This window comes from uncultured Anaerococcus sp. (genome assembly GCF_963510575.1).
GTDB lineage: Bacteria > Bacillota > Clostridia > Tissierellales > Peptoniphilaceae > Anaerococcus.
Genome location: NZ_CAUPFR010000020.1, coordinates 1 through 20,523, shown reverse-complemented (window position 1 = coordinate 20,523; position 20,523 = coordinate 1). Strand labels below are relative to the sequence as shown.

General features: G+C 33.9%; 17 protein-coding genes, 1 tRNA gene and 1 pseudogene. 16 read left to right on the top strand and 3 right to left on the bottom strand.

Features of this window, described 5'->3' with window-relative positions; all coding sequences use genetic code 11:
* Nucleotides 1-359 precede the first annotated feature (359 nt).
* Nucleotides 360-917 (top strand): annotated as a pseudogene (locus tag RQ907_RS02865) (IS3 family transposase); the annotation flags it as partial.
* Between the two features lie 150 nt (nucleotides 918-1,067).
* Here the strand turns inward: RQ907_RS02865 and RQ907_RS02860 are convergent.
* Together RQ907_RS02860 and RQ907_RS02855 are read right to left on the bottom strand one after the other, a co-directional pair.
* Complete coding sequence (locus tag RQ907_RS02860; protein ID WP_311491899.1) at nucleotides 1,068-1,505, bottom strand: GNAT family N-acetyltransferase; 438 nt, start codon at nucleotides 1,503-1,505, stop codon at nucleotides 1,068-1,070.
* A 123-nt stretch (nucleotides 1,506-1,628) separates the two neighbouring features.
* Complete coding sequence (locus tag RQ907_RS02855) at nucleotides 1,629-1,778, bottom strand: hypothetical protein (protein ID WP_311491898.1); 150 nt, start codon at nucleotides 1,776-1,778, stop codon at nucleotides 1,629-1,631.
* A 989-nt stretch (nucleotides 1,779-2,767) separates the two neighbouring features.
* Between RQ907_RS02855 and RQ907_RS02850 the strand changes: the two genes are divergently transcribed.
* Together RQ907_RS02850 and RQ907_RS02845 are read left to right on the top strand one after the other, a co-directional pair.
* Entirely contained in the window at nucleotides 2,768-3,493 is a 726-nt protein-coding gene (locus tag RQ907_RS02850; RefSeq protein ID WP_311491897.1) for a hypothetical protein, read from the top strand.
* Nucleotides 3,494-3,562: 69 nt separating this feature from the next.
* Nucleotides 3,563-3,638: transfer RNA gene (locus RQ907_RS02845), tRNA-Gln, on the top strand.
* 804 nt (nucleotides 3,639-4,442) lie between these two features.
* Here RQ907_RS02845 and RQ907_RS02840 read toward each other — a convergent pair.
* On the bottom strand, nucleotides 4,443-5,597 hold the full coding sequence (locus tag RQ907_RS02840) for an iron-containing alcohol dehydrogenase (RefSeq protein WP_311491896.1): 1,155 nt from the start codon (nucleotides 5,595-5,597) through the stop codon (nucleotides 4,443-4,445).
* Nucleotides 5,598-5,944: 347 nt separating this feature from the next.
* Here RQ907_RS02840 and RQ907_RS02835 point away from each other — a divergent pair, with 347 nt between their 5' ends.
* The 13 genes from RQ907_RS02835 to RQ907_RS02775 all read left to right on the top strand — a co-directional run bounded on the left by RQ907_RS02835 (nucleotide 5,945) and on the right by RQ907_RS02775 (nucleotide 20,456).
* Nucleotides 5,945-7,882 (top strand): aconitate hydratase, encoded by a 1,938-nt coding sequence (locus RQ907_RS02835; protein WP_311491895.1) that lies wholly within the window; start codon nucleotides 5,945-5,947, stop codon nucleotides 7,880-7,882.
* Nucleotides 7,879-8,877 carry an isocitrate/isopropylmalate dehydrogenase family protein gene (locus tag RQ907_RS02830; protein ID WP_311491894.1) on the top strand — a complete coding sequence of 333 codons (999 nt, stop codon included), beginning with the start codon at nucleotides 7,879-7,881 and terminating at the stop codon, nucleotides 8,875-8,877. The genes RQ907_RS02835 and RQ907_RS02830 overlap by 4 nt, the downstream gene beginning before the upstream one ends.
* 1 nt (nucleotide 8,878) lies before the next feature.
* Nucleotides 8,879-10,231: a citrate/2-methylcitrate synthase gene (locus RQ907_RS02825; RefSeq protein WP_311491893.1), complete on the top strand. Its 1,353-nt coding sequence runs from the start codon at nucleotides 8,879-8,881 to the stop codon at nucleotides 10,229-10,231.
* 65 nt (nucleotides 10,232-10,296) lie between these two features.
* Nucleotides 10,297-11,415 (top strand): acyltransferase family protein, encoded by a 1,119-nt coding sequence (locus RQ907_RS02820; RefSeq protein ID WP_311491892.1) that lies wholly within the window; start codon nucleotides 10,297-10,299, stop codon nucleotides 11,413-11,415.
* A 455-nt stretch (nucleotides 11,416-11,870) separates the two neighbouring features.
* Nucleotides 11,871-12,857 (top strand): LacI family DNA-binding transcriptional regulator, encoded by a 987-nt coding sequence (locus RQ907_RS02815; RefSeq protein WP_311491891.1) that lies wholly within the window; start codon nucleotides 11,871-11,873, stop codon nucleotides 12,855-12,857.
* Between the two features lie 82 nt (nucleotides 12,858-12,939).
* Nucleotides 12,940-13,959, top strand: a complete 1,020-nt coding sequence (locus RQ907_RS02810; protein WP_311491890.1) for a substrate-binding domain-containing protein — start codon at nucleotides 12,940-12,942, stop codon at nucleotides 13,957-13,959.
* A gap of 27 nt (nucleotides 13,960-13,986) precedes the next feature.
* Nucleotides 13,987-15,477: a sugar ABC transporter ATP-binding protein gene (locus RQ907_RS02805; RefSeq protein WP_311491889.1), complete on the top strand. Its 1,491-nt coding sequence runs from the start codon at nucleotides 13,987-13,989 to the stop codon at nucleotides 15,475-15,477.
* Complete coding sequence (locus RQ907_RS02800) at nucleotides 15,461-16,480, top strand: ABC transporter permease (RefSeq protein WP_311491888.1); 1,020 nt, start codon at nucleotides 15,461-15,463, stop codon at nucleotides 16,478-16,480. Before RQ907_RS02805 ends, RQ907_RS02800 begins: the two co-directional genes overlap by 17 nt.
* Nucleotides 16,480-17,370 carry a TIM barrel protein gene (locus RQ907_RS02795; protein WP_311491887.1) on the top strand — a complete coding sequence of 297 codons (891 nt, stop codon included), beginning with the start codon at nucleotides 16,480-16,482 and terminating at the stop codon, nucleotides 17,368-17,370. The genes RQ907_RS02800 and RQ907_RS02795 overlap by 1 nt, the downstream gene beginning before the upstream one ends.
* Before the next feature lies 1 nt (nucleotide 17,371).
* Nucleotides 17,372-17,935, top strand: a complete 564-nt coding sequence (gene hxlB, locus RQ907_RS02790) for a 6-phospho-3-hexuloisomerase (protein WP_311491886.1) — start codon at nucleotides 17,372-17,374, stop codon at nucleotides 17,933-17,935.
* Between the two features lie 2 nt (nucleotides 17,936-17,937).
* Nucleotides 17,938-19,431, top strand: a complete 1,494-nt coding sequence (gene xylB, locus RQ907_RS02785; RefSeq protein ID WP_311491885.1) for a xylulokinase — start codon at nucleotides 17,938-17,940, stop codon at nucleotides 19,429-19,431.
* Between the two features lie 9 nt (nucleotides 19,432-19,440).
* Nucleotides 19,441-19,791 (top strand): hypothetical protein, encoded by a 351-nt coding sequence (locus tag RQ907_RS02780; RefSeq protein WP_311491884.1) that lies wholly within the window; start codon nucleotides 19,441-19,443, stop codon nucleotides 19,789-19,791.
* Complete coding sequence (locus RQ907_RS02775) at nucleotides 19,788-20,456, top strand: hypothetical protein (protein ID WP_311491900.1); 669 nt, start codon at nucleotides 19,788-19,790, stop codon at nucleotides 20,454-20,456. Before RQ907_RS02780 ends, RQ907_RS02775 begins: the two co-directional genes overlap by 4 nt.
* The last annotated feature ends 67 nt before the right edge of the window (nucleotides 20,457-20,523 follow it).

The following is a 20,523-nucleotide window of genomic DNA, read 5'->3' as shown; positions in this document are numbered from 1 at the left end:
TTAAAACGAGATAGTAGAGGTCGGGCAACCGTGTGGTAGAGTAGGAAGTCGCCAACTAATCAAGACTCACATTATAGTGGGTCTTTTTTAGTGTTTAATAATCTTAAAACGAGATAGTAGAGGTCGAACAACCATGTAGTAGGGTTAGGAAGTCGCCAAATAAACAAGGACTCACAGAGTTGTGAGTCCTTTTTTAGTACATATTAAATATTAATCTTAAAACGAGATAGTAGAGGTCGGGCAACCGTGTGGTAGAGTAGGAAGTCGCCAAATAATCAAGACTCACATTGTGTGGGTCTTTTTTAGTGTTTATTAATCTTAAAACGAGATAGTAGAGGCTGGGCAATATTGTGGTAGAGAAAGTAGAAAAAAGTAAATGCAACAACAAAGCAATATCAAATAAAGTAGATAGAAATTTTGGACAGACCATCATTAAAAGCGTGTGTAAGTGACTTAACATATGTAAGAGTAGGAAACAGTTGGAACTACATCTACTCAATAATAGACTTACACAATCGAGAAATAATAGGATATTCAGCAGGAAAAATAAAAAAGTTGATTTAGTTAAAGAAGCAATCTATTCAATCAAGTACATATTAAATAAAATAAAAATATTTCATACAGATAGAGGATGAGAATTTTATAATAAAAGTGTAGACAAAAGCCTAGACATATTGTGAATAGAAAGATCCTTAAGTGAAAAAGGAATTTCTTATGATAATGCATTTAAGAAGTTAATGAAAACAGAATTTGTATATCAGAATGAATTTAAAAAATTAAATCAGTTAAAACTATCACTATTAGAGTATATTTATTGGTACAACAACCTAAGGCTCCATGGATTCTTAGATTACGTTACACCAGTTGAATATAGACAATTAAGATTAGCTAGTAAATATTTGTTAATCTTAAATTAGTATGTTTGATTTTAGATTATACAAATAGGTGTTGACAGTCCATGGAACTTTATAAGCTAAGCCTATCCAAGTTGATAAGGTACACTTTATTCTACCTGCAGCTTCTCCATCCACAAGAAAAAGATTAAAATTTTATTGTTTTTCATATTGTTATAAATCTTTTACCATATATCGTGGCTTGTATTCTTTATAAGAATTTTTGGAATAAAATGAATAAGATTCAAACCGTATTTCTTTAGGTGCACCTAAGTGTACGATTGATTTTTTTATCCCTTTACTCTTCATTGTATTTTCAGCTACATTCAATAAAAATGTACCTATACCTTTACGTTTTCTTTCTGCTTTTATATAAAATCTATGAAGAGTAGCTTCATCTTTATTTAAATTTGTGGAATAACCAAGACATCCAATTACAGAATCATTTTCATCAAGAACTATCCAAAACATATCTCCTTTATCAAGATAATGTCTCTTAATATCATATAAATCGTTTCTTACTTTCGGGGATACACCTACAGCTACTCTTGCTTCAGAAATCATGTTAATTAATAAATTTTTATATTTTTCATCATATTGTATAATTTTCATTTTAGTATCCCTCAAATCTATTAATAAATATAATTGAATATATTTTTGAATTTAAATTATTGTATATAAACACTCACTTCTTTAAGGTGGTTTCTTAGTCTAACTTTTGGTTGTCAGTCCACTTTAATTTAAAGCTTGTTTATCTTTACATTTTTCAATATATGACTTTGGAACTTTATAAGCTAAGCCTGTCCAATTTGGTAAGGTACATTTTATTATACCAGTAACTTCTCCGTCCATTAAAAAAAGATTGAAATTTTTGCTGTTTTTCATTTTCCCACCCCAAACATTAAATCGTTACCCTTATTATACAGTTTGAAATATTTTTCTTGATTTATAGCTTTTAATATTACTTTTTATAAACTAATTTTGGTTAAATTAGTATTTTATCTATAAATTTCTTAAAAAAAACCATAAAATAATAGATTTTTGTGTTTAAAAGTATCTTACCTGGGTATATAGTTAATAAGGAAAATTAAATAGTTTTCTTACCCACTGGCACAGGGATTAAGAAAATTGAATAGCCTTTATAGGGTTGTTCGATTTTGATGCTTTTATTGATAGCTGGTGATTTATAAGTTTCTAGTATATCTACTTTGCTTATAGATTTATAGAAAAAGTGGTGGAAGATAAGTGTAAAAGATGAGCCATCTGACGTTTTTCTATATGAATTGATGTGAAAGTTTAATCAGAATCGGATGATTTTATAATAAGAATTTGTCAGTATGTTACTAATAAAAAAGAAGATTTCACATATAAGAGTAAATTTAATTGAGTCAATGGACTTGGATATAGAAAGGGTGATAAATGGTGATTGAACCTAAATCAGAACGCTGTGCCAGTGGGAAAAAATAATCGACTTTGAAGTGTAAAGAAATTTCGGAGTCGATTTTTTTGTGGGAATTTTTGTTATAAATTTTTAAGTTAATTTTTATTATTCTTTAGTATTATTTTTGTATTAATTTTAGAAAATTTTTTGAAAATATTTGTATTTAAAGTTAGATTTTTTCTTTATTATAGTTTTTATTTCTAAGGTCCAGATAATAAGGATTTTAAAATCGGGATTAATTCTTTGTGGGATGACTAAAAATGCTGATATAATCAGTATAGGAATTTTGGTAAAAGATTTTTAAAATGATTTTGACCCATACTTTATTTTATAGTCTTTTTTAAAATATTTGTATTTAAAGCTAGATTTTTTTCTTGTGGGATTGTTTAAAATTCTGATATAATTAAGGAAATAATTTTATTTGGAGATGGTTATGGATATTAATTTCAAGAAACAAATAATGAATGATTACTCAATAAGCGATAGTAAGTACAATGACGAAGCGAATGTTTTTGTGGTAAACAAGCCTGATGAATCCTTTCTTTTTTATGACAGGGCTCCCTTTTCTGCAATTTGTACTGGTGGAAAAGTATTTATGAGATCAGAAAATCATGATTTAATAGATAAACTTAGGGAAAATTTCAAAGACTATCCAGGTTCCTGGTTTGCAGAAGCAGCTAATATTAGGAAATTAGATAGGATTTTGAGAGAATTTGGCATGGAAATTGATAATTTTTTCCCTATTATGACTTTTTCTGATAGGGATGTTGGGGTGAAAGAATTTGAATTTTCAAGGATAGATAAGGAAGAAATTCCTAACTTTGAGGGAAAGAGCAAAATGGCTTTTTGTTTTGACAAGGACGATAGAGTTGGTCTTGCCTTTTATGACAAGAAAAACTTAATTGCTCTTGCTGGCAGCTCGTATATGGGTAAGCATCTTTGGGATATTGGGGTAGAAAAGTTTGATAATGAAAGCAAATACCGAGGCCTTGCCACTTCAATTTTGAGAAACCTTTCCCTACTTATAAAAAGAGAAAATCCTGAAATTAGCCCAATAACTACCACTCAATTTTCACACACTAAATCAATTAATTTGGCTATTAGGGCTGGCTATGAGATGAATCTTTGCCTAAGTGGATCACATAAAAGCAAAGATTAAAAGGGACTTTCTTATCTTGACAAATTAGGCTAAAGAGGTAATTTATAAGGGTAGGAAAAAGTAAATTTTTGGAATGTAGCCAAGCCGGTAAGGCACCAGATTCTGACTCTGGAGATCACAGGTTCGAATCCTGTCATTCCAGCCAAAAATTTAAAAAGGAAACGAAAACTCGTCTGCTCCGCAGACTTCTTCGTGCTCCTGCACTCTGTTTTCGGCGTAAATAGCCGAACTAGCTCTGCATAAGACTTTCCATGACTCATCTTCGATTCGTCAGGACAAGTCTATAAACGGCTATTTACGATAGCCAAGCTGGTAAGGCACCAGATTCTGACTCTGGAGAGCGTAGGTTCGAGTCCTACTATTCCAGCCAATTTTAAAATCCGTGGATAAAATCTACGGATTTTTGTTTTAAAAAATTTATGCCATAAACAAGCCTTAGCGAGTGGAGAAATCTCTGGGCCAACTAAGGCCAGGCTCTGGTTTGGACTTTTGGAAATTTTTATAAAAGAGTTCTTGATTTCAATATTAACTCGACACCACAACCCTATAAACCCAACAAGTCTTTCGAGAGGCTTCTCGACTTCGCTCGAAGCGAGGGGTTCCTAAATTTTATTGAATTTTAATATTTTTTACAAAGGAACAAATTTACTTATTCGAGGACTAACCCCCCTCTTTTCGACCGAGCGCCAGCGAGTGGAGAAATCTTTGGACCAATTAAGGCCAGGCTCTGGTTTGGACTTGGGAAATTTTTATAAAGGGATTTCTATTTTCAATATTAACTCGACACCACAACCCTATAAACCTAACAAGTCTTGCGAGAGGCTTCTCGACTTAGTTTGCCTCGACCTATGCCGAGAGGAAGTGAGGGGGGAGAATTCTTATATAATTAATAATTTTCCCAAGAAAAAAACCAACCCTCTTGAGGATTGGTTTTTTGCTTTATCATTCTTTAGAAATCTACTTTTTCTCCGTAGTAGGCTGCGTGGTAGATTTTTTTGATGTCTTCAGGGCTTGTTTGTCTTGGGTTTGTAAGAGTACAAGCGTCTTTGAAGGCATTTTCGCTCATCTTATCTAAAACTTCTAGGAAGTCTTTTTCTTCGATAATAGTATTTTTGCCGTCTTTGATAGTTGCGGTGATACCTACAGCTTGATTTAATTTTCTGATTTCTTCTGCTATGTCATCGACACCTAGGATTCTTTCGATTTCGTCGTATTTATCGCAAGCTTTCCTGTTGTAGTCGATTATGTATGGTAACATAATTGCGTTGGCTTCCCCGTGAGTTAGGTGGAAAATACCGCCGATTTTGTGGGCCATAGAGTGAACTATACCAAGTGATGCATTTGTAAAGGCCATACCAGCTATACAAGATGCTATGTGCATTTTTTCACGAGCAACCATGTCATCGCCCTTGTCGTAGGCAGCCTTTAGGTAACCGAAAACTAATTGGATGGCTCTAATTGCGTATGGGTCTGTAAAATCATCTGAAGCAGTAGAAACGAAGGCCTCAACAGCGTGGGTCATTACGTCCATACCTGTAGCTGCTGTGATTTTAGGAGGCATAGTTGCAGGGATTCTCATATCTAGAAGGGCTACTTCTGGTACAAAGTCTGGGTGAACAAGTGGGTATTTGATTTCTTTTTCTGTGTCGGTAATTACTGAGAAAGCTGTGATTTCACTTGCTGTACCAGATGTAGAAGGGATACAAATCATCCTTGCTTTGTTCTTTAATGGTGGGTTATCAAAGTTTGCAAGTCTTTCAAAATCCCATTCTGGGTGTTCATAAAATACCCACATAGCCTTAGCAGCGTCCATTGCAGAACCACCACCGATTGCAATTATCCATTCTGGTTCAAATTCAGCCATCTTTGCTCCACCAGCTAGGCAAGTTTTAACAGATGGGTCTGGTTCAACACCGTCAATTATCAAAACTTCCATACCGGCTTTTTCTAATTGTTCTTTAGCTTCATCAAGGAAACCGAATCTCTTCATGGAAGATCCACCAGTAACGAGTACTGCTTTTTTGCCCTTGAGGGTGGCTAGGTATTCGAGTGCGTTTTCACCATGAACTATGGTGTTTGGAACTGAAAATGTTGTGTAAGTCATAAATTCCTCCAAATTAAATTTTGTTAATTAACTAACAATCTACTTTCAATATACCATTTTTCTAAGCCTATGTAAAGGTTTACCCAGATATAAAAAAACTCTTTATTTTTATAAATAAAACAAAAACCAAGCTAGTTTTGGAAATTAAGGAGTGTGAAAAATTTACAACCTATCCTATGAACAAAATTTACTTGAAAAATCTGGGCTTTTAGGAAAAAATATATATAGAATCAAGATATACAAATAATTTCAAATCAAATATTGACTTGGATTTATGGGAAAAAATCAATTTAAAAGTATAATTAACCATAACTACATTAATACATAAATTAATTAAAGGAGATTTTATGGGCTTATCATTGGCTATGAAAATATTAAAAAAACATTTGTTGAAGGGAGAGCTTAAGACTGGAGAAGAGGTGGCTATTAAAATTAACCAGACTTTGACCCAGGATTCTACAGGAACCATGGCCTATCTCCAGCTTGAGGCTATGGATATAGAAGATGTGGCGACAGATAATTCTGTGGCTTACATCGACCACAACATCTTGCAGGCAGGTTTTGAAAATGCTGACGACCACGAATTTATAAAATCTGCTGCAGGTAAATTTGGCATAAGATTTTCCAAAGCTGGTGGGGGAATTTGCCACCAAGTTAATCTTGAACAATTTGCCAAACCTGGCGATACCCTCCTAGGCTCTGATTCCCACACTCCAACAGGTGGGGGTATGGGTGAACTTGCCATAGGGGCAGGTGGCCTTGAGGTGGCTGTTGCTATGGCCAAGGGTTTTTATTTTGTAAAGGTGCCAAAGATTTTCAGGGTAAATCTCAAAAATTCCCTAAATCCTGCTGCTAACGCCAAGGATGTTATTCTTTACATATTGGGCAAACTCACTGTTAAGGGTGGAACAGGCTACATAATGGAATATACAGGAGAAGGTGTGAAGTCGCTTTCTGTTACAGACAGGGCAACAATTTGCAATATGGGCGCTGAGCTTGGGGCGACAACTTCGATTTTCCCATCAGATGAAAATACCAGAGCCTACTTAAAAAGCCAGGGCAGGGAGGAAGATTATAGAGAAATTTCAGCTGATCCTGATGCTTTTTATGACGAATCAATAGAAATTGACTTGTCAGAGATTAAACCAGCTGTGGCAAAACCACATTTTCCAGACCAATATTCAGAGGTAGAAGACCTTGGCAAAATAAAATTAGATCAAGTTGCCATTGGTTCTTGCACAAATTCTTCCTATATGGATTTGATGAAGGTAGCTGCAATTCTTGATGGTAGGAAGGTCCACCCAGATGTTTCCTTAGTTATTTCTCCAGGATCTGCGACAATTTTGGAAAAAATTTCAGAAAATGGGGCTTTGGCAACCATGATTAAGGCGGGGGCTAGAGTCCTTGAATCTGGCTGTGGTCCATGTATAGGTATGGGCCAGGCACCTAAATCTGGAGGGGTTTCCCTAAGGTCTTTTAACAGAAACTTTAAGGGCAGGTCTGGCACTATGGATGCACAAATTTATCTAGCAAGCCCAGAAACTTGTGCGGCAAGTGCTGTTTTAGGCTATATTGCAGACCCATCTGACCTTGATTATAAAGCGGATTTTGAAAAAAATGTAAATTTCAACCACACAGACGCTTATTTTATAGAACCAGAAAAAGATTTATCAAAGAGAATCAAGGAAACTGTCAAGGGTAAGAATATCAAGCCTTTCCCAAAGGCAGAAAAGGCAACAAATATAGACAAAAAAATTGTTTATAAGGCTGGAGATGGGATCACTACCGATGATATATGTCCATCAAACGCTTATCTTTTGCCATTTAGGTCAAATATTGAATACCTATCAAACTTTGCCTTCACAACAAAAATTGACGATTTCAAGAAAAGATGCGAGGAAAATGTCGGGGGCATCATAGTCGCAGGCGAAAACTACGGCCAAGGTTCATCCAGAGAACACGCCGCCCTCCTACCTTTGTTCTTGGGCATCAAGGCTGTTGTGGCCAAGTCCTTTGCGAGAATTCACAGGTCTAACCTCATAAACAACGCAATCTTGCCACTAGTTTTTGAAGATGAAAATGATTATGAAAAAATTTCTGAATACGATTATATAAAAATTTCTGACATGGAAAAATCAATTGAAACTGGAGAATTTATCCTAGAAGATATCACAAAAAATATAAAGATAAAATTAAGGGGAGATTTTTCTGATAGAGAAAAGGAAATTCTTCTTGAAGGTGGCTACCTAAATTACGCTAAGAACCTAGATTTGGAGGAAAAATGAAAATTACACTGATAAAGGGCGATGGAATCGGTCCAGAAATCACAGCAGCTATGAAAAAAGTGGTAGATGCCCTTAAAATCGACCTAGAATTTGAAGAAATAAACGCAGGCCTTTCTGTTTTTGAAGAAGAAGGAGTCTATATTCCTCAAAGGCTTTTTGATTCTATAAATAAAAACAAAATCGCAATTAAGGGGCCAATTACAACTCCAATTGGTCATGGTTTTAGGTCTATAAATGTAGAACTCAGGAAGAAATTCGACCTCTTTGCCAACATCAGGCCAATCAAGGCTCCGGGCCCTCTTGAATTAAAATTTGATGGCGTAGATATGGTTATCTTTAGGGAAAATACTGAAGACCTCTACGCAGGAGTTGAAGAACAAATTTCCCCAGATGAGGCCCACTCTATAAAAATTATTACTAGAGAAAAGTCTGAAAGGATTATCCAAAAAGCCTTTGAATTTGCTAGGGATAAGGGCAGGAAAAAAGTTAGTATCATTACCAAGGCCAATATCATGAAGCTTTCTGATGGGCTCTTTCTAGAAGTTGGTAGGGAAGTTGCTAAAAAATTTCCAGATATAGACTTTGAAGAGCTTTTGGTTGACAATACTGCCATGCAAATGGTGATGAATCCGGGCCGTTTTGACGTCCTTGTGACAGAAAATCTTTACGGTGATATCCTATCAGACCTGGGTGCTGGTTTGGTTGGTGGCTTAGGACTTATGCCAGGGGTTAACAAGGGTAAAGATATTGCAATTTACGAATCTATCCATGGTTCTGCCCCAGATATAGCAGGCAAAAACCTTGCCAACCCTATTGCCATGATTTTGACCCTCTGCCTCCTACTTGATGATATAAATGAAAAAGAAAAGGCAGAAAAAATCAGAAATGCTATCTATAAGACTTTGGCAGATAAGAAAAATTACACCAGAGACTTGGGTGGAGAAAATACCACAACAGGAATGGCAGATGCCATTATTTCTAACCTAGGACTTTAAAATGGATAAGATTTTAGAAGAAAAATTGAAGGCCTATGCCGAAGAAATTGAAGAAGCAACAAGGATTGACAAGGAAATCTACGAGAAATATTCAATCAAAAGAGGCCTTAGGAACAAAAATGGGACGGGTGTCCTTGTCGGAGTAACCAAGGTTGGTGACGTTTGTGGTTATCAAATCAAGGACGGAGAAAAGTTGCCGACCCAGGGCGAACTTTATTACAGGGGCTATCCCCTAACAAGTATGGTTTATGACATAGAAAGTACGGAAAGGTTGGGTTTTGAAGAGGTAATATATCTTTTACTTTTCGATAGACTTGCCACAAAAGACAAGCTTTGGAGATTTAAAAAAATTTTGGCAGAAAATCGTATCTTGCCTCCATATTTTATAGAAGACACCATAATGAAGGTGCCGGGAGCGGATATTATGAATAAGATGATGAGGTCCATGCTTGCCCTTTATACCTATGACGAAAATCCCGATGGGACAGATCCTCTAAACGTTCTAAGACAGGCCCTATCTCTAATTGCCAAGATGCCTTTGATAGCCATTTATTCCTACCAGGTAAAAATCCATAACTTTGACAAGAAATCTCTGATAATCCACAATCCAGACCCAGAAAAATCCATAGCAGAAAATATCCTAGCCATGTTAAGGATAGACCAGAAATATACAAGGGAAGAAGCTGCAATTCTAGACTTGCTTCTCATAATCCACGCCGAACACGGGGGTGGAAATAATTCTGCCTTTGCAACCCATGTCGTATCCTCATCAGGTACTGATTCCTATTCTGCCATGGCAGCAGGCCTTGCCTCCCTCAAGGGTCCAAGGCACGGTGGAGCCAACATCAAGGTGGCCAAGATGATAGACAACATCAAGGAAAATGTCAAAGACATGGAAGATAAGGAAGAAATAAAAGAATATCTAGAAAAGATTTTGGATAAAAAAGCCTTTGACGGGGAAGGTTTGATTTACGGTCTAGGCCACGCAGTCTACACCCTTTCAGACCCAAGGGCAGTCCTATTAAAGGAAAAGGCTAGGGAATTGGCAAAAATAAAGGGCAGAGAAGCCGATTTTGCCTTTGTAGAAAATATCGAAAAAATTGGTCAAAACTTAATTCAAGAAAAATTCAATCGAGCCTACCCACCATGCGCCAACGTCGATTTGTATTCGGGGTTGGTTTACGATATGTTGGGCATCCCTCGCGAATTATTCCTCCCAATCTTTGCCATAGCAAGGACAGTTGGTTGGTCAGCTCACAGGCTCGAACAGATTGCCGACAAAAAAATAATCAGGCCTGCCTACAAATCTTTAAGCGAGATGAAAGACTACATAAGCCTAGATGAGAGATATTAGAAAAAGTGTGCTTAAGGCGCACTTTTTTCTTGGAAAAAAGTATAGTAAGGGAAAAGGAGTGTAAAATGAAAAGAAATTTAAGGGAAAAAACTAAAAGAAATATAGGTCTTGATCTGACAAGGATTTTTGCATTTTTGTCTGTTATTAGCGTGCATTTTTTCCTTAATACAGGTTTTTACAAAATCCCCCTAAGAGGCAAGAGAATGTTTATTTTAGCAACTTTAAGGACAAGTTTTATGGTCTGTGTGCCCTTGTTTTTGCTCCTAACAGGCTACTTGGTTTCTGCCAAAAAAATCCCCTTAGAAATTGGGAATCTAAAAAAATATTATAAAAAAATCATACCAGTACTCCTATCCTACGGCATCGGCATGACGGTAATTTTTGCCATTTACAGGCTAAGGGGAGATAGGTCCTATAATTTACAAAAGCTGGTATTTGGGATTTTAGGCTACAAGGAATATTCTTGGTATGTGAATATGTACATAGGCCTATTTCTTTTAAGTCCCTTTTTGACAAATATATGGGCAAGCATTGGAGATAAAAAAACTCACCTTGCCCTAATAGCAGTATTTAGCCTCTTGACAGTGGGCCCGACAGTATTTAATGTCAACGACCTAACCAGCCTAAAGGCGATTTTTGCAGCATATGATGACAACAAAATAAACCACCTCTTGCCAGGTTGGTGGTACAATATCTACCCACTCACATACTTCTTTTTAGGCGCCTACCTCAGAACCTATGTAGACTTCAAAAAACTAAGGCCGGCAAAAGTTTTTCTAGCCCTTATCCTGATAATTTTCGCATCCTCAGCCTACAATATCTGGAGATCACACGGTGGAAGCTTCCAAATTCGACTATGGAACTCTTGGGGAAGCTTGCAAAATACAGCAAGTTCCATCTGCGTATTTATTTTGATAAATACCCTAGCACCAGAAAGAGTAAATGAAAAAATCGAAAGATTTTTAGCCTACATCTCAAAACTAACCTTCGCAGCTTACATCCTATCAGCATTAAGCGATAAACTTGTCTACAGTTTTGTAAACGCAAACCTAGGAAGCGTAAAAGAATCAATGCCCTACCTACCAATAATAATCCTAAGCTCAGCCACCCTAGCCCTAGCAATGGCAGCAGGAGTAGAATTCCTAACAGAAAAAATTTTGGAAAAATCAGTTAGGGAAAAATAGAAGAATAAGAAAATAAAAACTTTGTGGGCAATTTAAACCAGTAGACACGGAACAACTTAATAATATTTAAAACGGAATGTAATCTGTACATAACAGGGGACATTCCGTTTAATTTTTTAAAACTATTCTATTTTTATTATTTACATATCTCCATATTTAAAAATATTTTTAAAACAGGACATAATCATGATTCTTATTTCATTTTTTAAGACTCTTTTAGGACTGGCATTGATTTTCTCGTACTAGAAAATTTTTTTTGTGTCACATTTGGCATTTTAAGCTAATATGGTTTTATTAGTTTTTCAGAATATAGAAAAATTATAAAAGCAATCTACAATAAGAACTTAAATAATTTGACAAATACTCTAAAAGTGATATACTATTATCAAGTAAACGTTGTCACAAAAAATGAAACATGTTTCATTTTGGGTTAATATATTCTGGAGATCGAGTATATGAAAGAAAAAAAACAAACTTCAATGAGGGATATATCAAAAATTACTGGAGTTAGTATTTCAACAATATCTAGGTATATAAATTCTTCAGGATATGTGAAACCATCAACAGGAGAAAAGATTGAAGCGGCAATAAATAAAACTAATTATGTACCAAATAGAAATGTAAAAAGTGTTTTTGGATATAAATCTCATAATATTGGTCTTATTGTTCCTGCATTTACTAACCCTTTTTTTTCTGAGTTCTCAACATATATAGGAAACTATATTCAAGAAGCGGGATATGGTTGTATATTATGTTTTACAGGTGATGATAAAAATACAGAAATTAGAAACTGGGAGCTATTAAAGGGATATAGAGTAGATGGTGTAATCTCTGCAAGGTCGTTATACCCTGATGTTTGGTCTAAACTCGGAATACCGACAGTGTCTTTTGAAAGTAATCATAATGAGCAAGAAGTTAATATATGTGTAGATAATTATAATGGTGGTTCGTTAGCATTTAATTATTTAAATAAAATAGGTAGTAAGAGATTTGTACATGTAAGAGGACCTGAAAGCTTCAAAGCGACTAATGAAAGATTTAATGGATTTTATGATTCTGCTAAAGCGATTGATAAAAATATAGAAATTATAAAAAGTGAAAAAGATTATAGCTTAGGAACTGATATTAGTGATAACATAAAAGCGTTTAAATTTAAAAAAGGTGATGGAATATTTGTTTTTAACGATATCAATGCTATTAACATAATTTCATATTTGATAGACTTGGGTTTTAGAGTTCCCGAAGATATATCAGTCATTGGCTTTGATAACTCATATATATCTGAGCTTTCAATACCAAAATTGACAACTATAGAACAGCCAGTTAAGGAAATAGCATTAAAATGTTTCAGCAATCTATTAGAACTTATGGAACATAAAGTTGTTGTAAAATCTGAAGAAGTGTTACCAGTTAAACTAATTATAAGAGATTCAACAAGGTAATAGTTAGGAAAGGAGGAAAACGATATTATCTTGAAAATTTATAAATTGGGTCAAATTTTAATCAAAATGTAAGGAGTAAAATATGAAAAATTTTTTTAAAAAGACATCACTAGCTATCATGGGATTGTTATTAGTCATAGGTTTATCATCATGTTCAAGCGGAGAGTCAGAAAAAAATACTACAAATGAAAAAGCTGCATCAGAAGCAACTGATGAGAAAAAAGAAGCAAAGGATATGAATTTTGTAATAGTGCCTAAGGTTGTTGCTGCTTGGTTTGATGAGGTCAATAAAGGAGCTCAACAACAAGCGGATTTATTGAGTAAACAGTTAGGTGTAAAAGTAACAATTGACTATAGAGCTCCAGAAAACGCTGATGTAGCTGAGCAGAATAGGGTTCTTGAGCAAGCTGCAGCTACTAACCCTGCTGGAATAGCTGTAGATCCAGTTGATTATGAAGGAAGTAAAGCGATTATAGAACAAATTAGAGAACAAGGAATTCCAGTAGTTATATTTGATGCTATAGCACCAGAAGATAGCGGGCTAACTTCTATAGGAAATGATTTTTCTGTACAAGCTATAAAAGGTGCAGAGATTTTAGTTGATGCTTTAGGGAAAAAAGGAACTATTGCTATTATGCAAGGTGTTCCATCAGCACCAAATCATAATCAGAGGTATGAGGCTTATAAAGAATATCTTAGCCAATTCCCTGATATCAAAGTTATTGATGCAGGTTTAGGAAATGATAGCGTTGAAGAATCAAAACAACAAGCATCAGCGATTTTAGCTTCTAATCCTGATATAAATGGATTTTTAATGTGTGATGCTTCAGCACCTGTAGGAATAGCTACGGCAGTTGAAGAGGCCGGAAAAACTGGAAAAATAACTATTGTAGGATTAGAGAATTTAAGCGATATTTTAGCTTTGGTAAAAGAAGGAAAAATACTTGCAACATCTTGTACAAGACCTTATATTCAGGGTTCAAATGCAGTTTTGATGTTATGGCAAAAATATAATGGAATTGATACACCTAAATTCGTTGATACTGGTATAGATATTGTTAACAAAGATAATGTTGACGAATGGATAGAAATAATGAAATAGAACTACATTTATCAGGAAGAGAAAAAAATGGATAATACGATTATAGCAAAGAATATTACTAAGATTTTTCCTGGAGTTATTGCGTTGGATGATGTATCAATTCAGTTTGAGAAGGGTAAAGTTCACGCTATAATTGGAGAGAACGGAGCTGGTAAGAGCACTTTGATAAAGTGCCTTACTGGAGTTCACTCCCCAACAAAAGGTGAAATTTTATTGTGTGGCAAAGAGGCCAAGTTAAATGATATTGAATTTAAAAAAGTAGCGTATGTTCCACAAGAAATAAATTTATTCGAAAATATGTCTGTTTCGGAGAATTTGTTTATGCCTTATGAGGGGAATACTATAAATTTTAAAAGAATAAATTCTGATGCAAAACCAATACTAAAAAAATTCAAAATTGATGTTGTTCCTAATGAATTGGTAAAGAATATATCTGTATCACAAAAACAACTATTACAAATTGCTAGAGCTTGCACTAATTCGGATTTTCACACGATACTTTTTGATGAACCCACAACAAGCTTATCAGAAAAAGATACAGAAAATTTTTTTGAAATAATTAAAGAATTAAAGTCTCAAAGCAAAGCTATAGTTTTCATATCTCATAAATTAGAAGAAATATTTAGAATAAGCGATGTAGTTTCAATATTCAGAAATGGTAAAAATATTGGGGTTCATGATGTTTCTGGTATAAACGAAGATTTTATAATTAAAGAAATGACAGGAAAGAATATTAATTACAATGAGGATTTTAGTTCTAAAAATGTACAGGAAGATGTAATTCTGGAAGTACATAATATAACAGGAAAGATGTTCCGTGATATTTCTTTCAATTTAAAAAGGGGTGAAATATTAGGATTTTCTGGATTGGTAGGAGCTGGAAGAACCGAATTGATGCAGTCGATATTTGGATACTTGAAATTTGTAGATGGTTATTACGTTTTAGATGGTGAAAAAATTAGTGAATCAAATACAACTGACAGCGTAAATAGAGGTTTGATATATTTGCCCGAAGAGAGAAAACAACAAGGAATATTCTCACACCTCAGTGTTAGGGAAAATATAAGTGTGGCACTCTCTGATTTGATTGTAAAATATGGATTTGTAGTTAATAAATTAGAAAAGCAGTTAGTGGATAATATTATTTCAGAATATAATATTAAAACGGCTAGTAAAGAATCTATAATTAGTTATTTAAGTGGGGGAAATCAGCAAAAGGTCATAATTGGAAGAAGTATGTATACTAATCCAAAAGTACTTATTTTTGATGAACCTACTAAAGGAATTGATATAGGGACAAAAACAGAGATTTATAAGTTGATGAAAGGACTAGCAGAAAAAGGAATTTCGATTATAATAATTTCTTCTGAAATGGATGAGTTGATTAAATGTTCTAATAGAATTATTACATTACATGACGGAGAGATTGTTAGTCAATTTGATAAGCCTTTTGAGAGGGAAAAATTAATGAAGGCTATCTTGGGTTATGAGGTAAGAAACTATGAACAAAATAAGTAATCAATCTTTGAAATCATTTATTGGAGGAACAATTGCAAAAAGTATTATTGTATTATTAATTATGCTTATTGTTGCAGCTGTTGCAACACCATATTTTTTTAATATATATAACATACAGGCGTTATTAAGGGATTTGGCATTTATAGGAATGGTCTCTGTAGCGCAATCACTTGTTTTATTGACAGGAGATATAGATTTATCTGTTGGATCAATTTCCTCTTTATGTGGAGTTTTGTCAGCTTTGATAATGACAAAATATAACATTAATCCTTACTTGGCTTTAGTAGTAGGAATTGGCTTTGGAGTAATATGTGGAACGTTAAATGGTTTGATAATCACTAAATTGAGATTAAATTCTATGGTAGCTACTATTGGTATGTCTGGCTTTTATAGTGGAATAACATTAGTTTTAACAAAAGGAAAAGCAATATCTAATATTCCAGAAAAAATACAGTTTTTAGGCAAATCGAATTTTATTAATATACCTACTCCTTTTTTGATAGCTACAGTTGTAACTATAATATGTGTTGTTGTAGTGAAGAAAACTAAATTTGGAAGATATGTATATGCAATAGGTAATAGTAGAGAATCTTCAAAGATTATTGGAATAGATGTTGATAAAATAAGAGTGAATCTATATATCGTGGTCGGAGCAATATCATCATTAGCGGGAATTTTATATGTTGCAAGACTTGGATCAGCACAATCAAATATAGGTGGGGCTTGGGCAACTAATTCTATAGCTTCATCTGTTTTGGGTGGAATTTCTTTGACGGGGGGAATCGGAAATCCTGTTGGTTCTCTATTAGGAGCTTCAATTATTAGCTTAATACAGAACTTAATAGTTTTATTAGGTGTAAATGTATATTGGCAATCAGCAGTAAGTGGAATTGTAGTGGTTTTAGCTCTATCTTTTAGCTCTATATCAGAGATAATAAAAGACAGAAGAGAATTGAATCAATATGTTAAAAAAGAAATCGATAAAGATAAGGAGAGTAAATAATGAAGCTAGGTTTAAATTTGTCATTTGCTATTAAAAGATGGGTTGAACCAGAAATATTAGCCAGTGTTATAAAAGATGAATTAAATACAAGCGATGTGCAATTCACATGGGATCAAGTTGATCCATGGTGGCCGGATAGTCAAAGAAATGAATTTGCTAGAGAATATAAGGAGGCGTTTAAGACAAAGAATATCAAAATACATGGATATTTTGCTGGATCATCAGCATATTGTTATCCACAACTTTTAGCGCCATTAAAAATACAGCGTAAAATAGCAGTTGAGTATTTTAAAAGAGCTATTGATACAGCTATTGAATTAGGAACAGATATCATTGGTTCACCATTGGGAAGTTTGAGTAATAGGGATGCATATGATAAAGAACGAAGAGCATATATATATGAAGAAACGTTAAATAATTTAACTGAAATCAGTAGGTATGCTAAAGAAAAAGGAATAAGAGAAATACATGTAGAATGTACTCCTTTAGAAACAGAATTTCCAAGTACACCAGATGAGGCAAATAATTTTATAGAGGATATAAATAGGGTTAGTTATATTCCTATAAAACTTCTAATAGATTGGGGACATGCTGTATTTAAACCACTTTATGGCGAATATGCTGATATGATAGAATGGCTTGATAAATGCAAGAATAACATAGGTGCTGTTCATATTCAACAAACTGATGGAAACTGGGATAGACATTGGGATTTCACAAAAGATGGGATTGTGACAAAAGATAAGATTGATAAGAGTAATGCCATTAAGGAATTGGAAAATCTTTATCAATTTTTAGAGGTTGTTCCTATTTATGAAGATAAAGATGAGAATGTTCTAGCTGGTATGAAAAAAACTATGGAATATTTGAATGATGTTTTTGAGGGATAAAATGGTAATGGATGTTAAAAAAAATGCTAATATAGTTGTATCAGAAATAGAATCTGTATTTTCAAAATTAGATTATAATGATGTAAGCAAATTTATAGAATATATCAATGAAGCTAATAAAATAATATTGATAGGTGTTGGTAGAGAGGGCTTATCTACCAGGGCGTTTACGATGAGATTGATGCATTTGGGTTATAATTCTTATTGGATATGGGACGACACAACTCCTTCTATAGAAGAAGGTGATTTACTCATAGCTACAAATGGGAGTGGAAATATAGGTCATATAAATTATGTGATAGAAAAAGCTAAAGAGCATAAAGCAAACACAGTTGTAGTAACTGGAAATCCTAATGGAAAGGCAGCTAAAACTTGTGATCATACCTTATTTTTACCAGCTTCTGTATATTTAGGAGACGCGGAGGTTGTTGAGTCTATTCAACCTATGGGTAATTTATTCGAGCAATGTCTTCTAATAATGTATGATTTAATAATCATGGAATTGCTTAAAAATAGTGATATTACTGAAAATGAGATGTCAAAACATCATAGAAATTTAGAATGAAAATGAAATATTTATTAGGAATAGATTTGGGAACAAGCTCCTTAAAAGGTTCGATTTATACTATAGAAGGAAATTTGATAGACTCGAGCGAAAGCCAATACGATCTTATTATTCCTGCTAAGGGTTACAGCGAACAAGATCCTAAAGAATGGATTAGTGCTTTTAATGATGTGATAAAATCTTTATCTGAAAAAATAAAAGATTTTTCTGAAAACCTAGATGCTATAAGTTTTTCTGGACAAATGCATAGTTTGGTTCTTTTAGACGAAAATGGTCAAGTTTTAAGAAATGCTATTTTATGGAACGATGTTCGTACAACCGACCAATGTCATAAAATTATGAATGAGTTTGGCGATGAGATACTATCTATAAGTAAAAATATAGCCTTAGAAGGATTTACTCTACCAAAAATCCTCTGGGTTATGGAAAATGAACCTGATATTTGGGAGAAGACAAGACATATTCTCCTACCAAAAGATTATCTAAGATTATATCTTACTGGCAATTACCACATGGACCTTTCCGATGCTGCTGGTACCCTATTGTTAGATGTTGAAAACAAACAATGGTCAAAAGAAATTGCAGATAAATTTAAAATAGAATACTCTTACCTACCTGACCTTGTAGAATCCATTAGTTATACAGGAGATATTCTAGATAAGGTATGTGAAGAACTTGGCATAAAATCTAAAGTTAAAGTCTACGCTGGAGCAGCAGATAACGCTGCGAGTGCGATAGGTGCTGGAATAATTGATAACGAAAGAGGAATGATAAGTGTAGGTACATCTGGGGTAATTCTTACAAATAAAGAAAAAATTACAGGTACAGAAGATGGTAAGCTTCATACTTTTAATGCGGCAATACCTAATACATTTTATTCCATGGGTGTTACCCTAGCAGCAGGTAAGAGCCTTGATTGGCTAAAATCTACCTTTGCTAAGGATCTTTCATATGAACAGTTTCTTGAGGGTATAGAAAATGTAAGCCCTGGTTCTAATGGTCTAATATTTACCCCATATATCCAAGGAGAAAGAACACCTTACAATGATAGTAATATTAGGGGAGCTTTTGTAGGAATGGATATTTCTCACAAGTTAGAAAACTTTGTAAGGGCTACTCTTGAGGGAATTACTTATTCCTTAAAAGATAGTTTGGAAATAATCGATGAAGATGAAGGAAAGACTGTAGATACAATGGTATCTGTAGGCGGCGGTGCTAAGAATAAGATTTGGTTACAAATGCAGGCTGACATTTTCAATAAAAATATTATTACTTTAGAAATTGAAAACGGCCCACCCACAGGAGCAGCCATGTTAGCAGCGGTTGGAGCAGGTTATTATGATGATTTTGATACCTGCGCCAAGGAATTTGTTAAATACAAGGAAAGTTATAAGCCAAATATTGAGAATGTTGCTATATATAATAAATATTATCAAGTGTATAAAGAGGTATATCCAAATACAAAGGAAATATCCAAGGGACTTTCTAACCTCTAAGGCGCTATTATGAAATTTACAAAGAAAGTAATCGGCCATTATCAAGGTGAGGAAGTATTTGAAATAAAACTATATAACGATTCTGAAACCTATTTGTCATTCTGGTCTTTAGGTGCAAGGTTAAATGAATTTAACTTATATGGAATAGGTAATATTATATTATCTTATGATTCAATAGATCAACTTTTAGCCAATAGATCCTATTTTTTGGGGGCTAGTATCGGAAGAATGGGAGGTAGAATTGGAAATTCTAGCTTCAAATTAAATGGTACTGTCTATGCCTTAGATAATAATGAAGGTTCTAATCACTTACATGGTGGTGATGGGGGTTTGACCTTAGAAATTGGGAATTTGATATAGAAGAAGGTCTTGATTATCTTAGGATAAATTTCAACCTGCTTGATAAGGAAGGTGAAAATTATTATCCAGGAAATTTAAAGGCTTGTGTAAGCCATACTTTTACAAATGATGAAAAGTGGATTATAGATTATTGGGCTAAATCTGATGCTGATACAATTTATAATCCGACTAACCATGTTTATTTCAACCTAAATGGAGAAAAAAGCTTAATTACCAATCATTATCTAAAGCTAGATTCTAATTATATATTAGAGACAGATAAGGGATGCTTACCAACTGGTAAAAAAATTGATATAAAGTCAACAGAACTAGATTTTTCAAGCTATAGATTATTAGGGGATGTCTTAATGTCAGAAAATCCAGAAATTACAAAAAATGGCGGTTTAGATACAACATTTGTTTTAAATAGAGATAATAAGATAAGCCTGAGTCTGAAAAATGATGTCTTAAAGCTAGACATGTTTACAGATAGGGATTCAGTAATAATATATAGTTTAAATAAAATTGATGTGAAATCTTCAATGAAGCTTTTTAAACATAAGGGTATTGCAATTGAAGCGCAAAATCTTCCTGATGCGATAAATCATAAAGGATTCGGAAATGTTATTCTGAAAAAAGGTGAAGAGTTTAAATCTCAAACTATTTACAGGATAAAAAGACTTTAGAGAATAAAACAAAAGGAGCAACAATGAAATTTTTCTTAGACACAGCAAACGTAGACGAAATAAAGAG

Coding starts and splice junctions, on each gene's coding strand:
- RQ907_RS02860 (WP_311491899.1), bottom strand. CDS start 1,505: ATGAAAATTATACAATATGATGAAAAATATAAAAATTTATTAATTAAC.
- RQ907_RS02855 (WP_311491898.1), bottom strand. CDS start 1,778: ATGAAAAACAGCAAAAATTTCAATCTTTTTTTAATGGACGGAGAAGTT.
- RQ907_RS02850 (WP_311491897.1), top strand. CDS start 2,768: ATGGATATTAATTTCAAGAAACAAATAATGAATGATTACTCAATAAGC.
- RQ907_RS02840 (WP_311491896.1), bottom strand. CDS start 5,597: ATGACTTACACAACATTTTCAGTTCCAAACACCATAGTTCATGGTGAA.
- RQ907_RS02835 (WP_311491895.1), top strand. CDS start 5,945: ATGGGCTTATCATTGGCTATGAAAATATTAAAAAAACATTTGTTGAAG.
- RQ907_RS02830 (WP_311491894.1), top strand. CDS start 7,879: ATGAAAATTACACTGATAAAGGGCGATGGAATCGGTCCAGAAATCACA.
- RQ907_RS02825 (WP_311491893.1), top strand. CDS start 8,879: ATGGATAAGATTTTAGAAGAAAAATTGAAGGCCTATGCCGAAGAAATT.
- RQ907_RS02820 (WP_311491892.1), top strand. CDS start 10,297: ATGAAAAGAAATTTAAGGGAAAAAACTAAAAGAAATATAGGTCTTGAT.
- RQ907_RS02815 (WP_311491891.1), top strand. CDS start 11,871: ATGAAAGAAAAAAAACAAACTTCAATGAGGGATATATCAAAAATTACT.
- RQ907_RS02810 (WP_311491890.1), top strand. CDS start 12,940: ATGAAAAATTTTTTTAAAAAGACATCACTAGCTATCATGGGATTGTTA.
- RQ907_RS02805 (WP_311491889.1), top strand. CDS start 13,987: ATGGATAATACGATTATAGCAAAGAATATTACTAAGATTTTTCCTGGA.
- RQ907_RS02800 (WP_311491888.1), top strand. CDS start 15,461: ATGAACAAAATAAGTAATCAATCTTTGAAATCATTTATTGGAGGAACA.
- RQ907_RS02795 (WP_311491887.1), top strand. CDS start 16,480: ATGAAGCTAGGTTTAAATTTGTCATTTGCTATTAAAAGATGGGTTGAA.
- hxlB (WP_311491886.1), top strand. CDS start 17,372: ATGGTAATGGATGTTAAAAAAAATGCTAATATAGTTGTATCAGAAATA.
- xylB (WP_311491885.1), top strand. CDS start 17,938: ATGAAATATTTATTAGGAATAGATTTGGGAACAAGCTCCTTAAAAGGT.
- RQ907_RS02780 (WP_311491884.1), top strand. CDS start 19,441: ATGAAATTTACAAAGAAAGTAATCGGCCATTATCAAGGTGAGGAAGTA.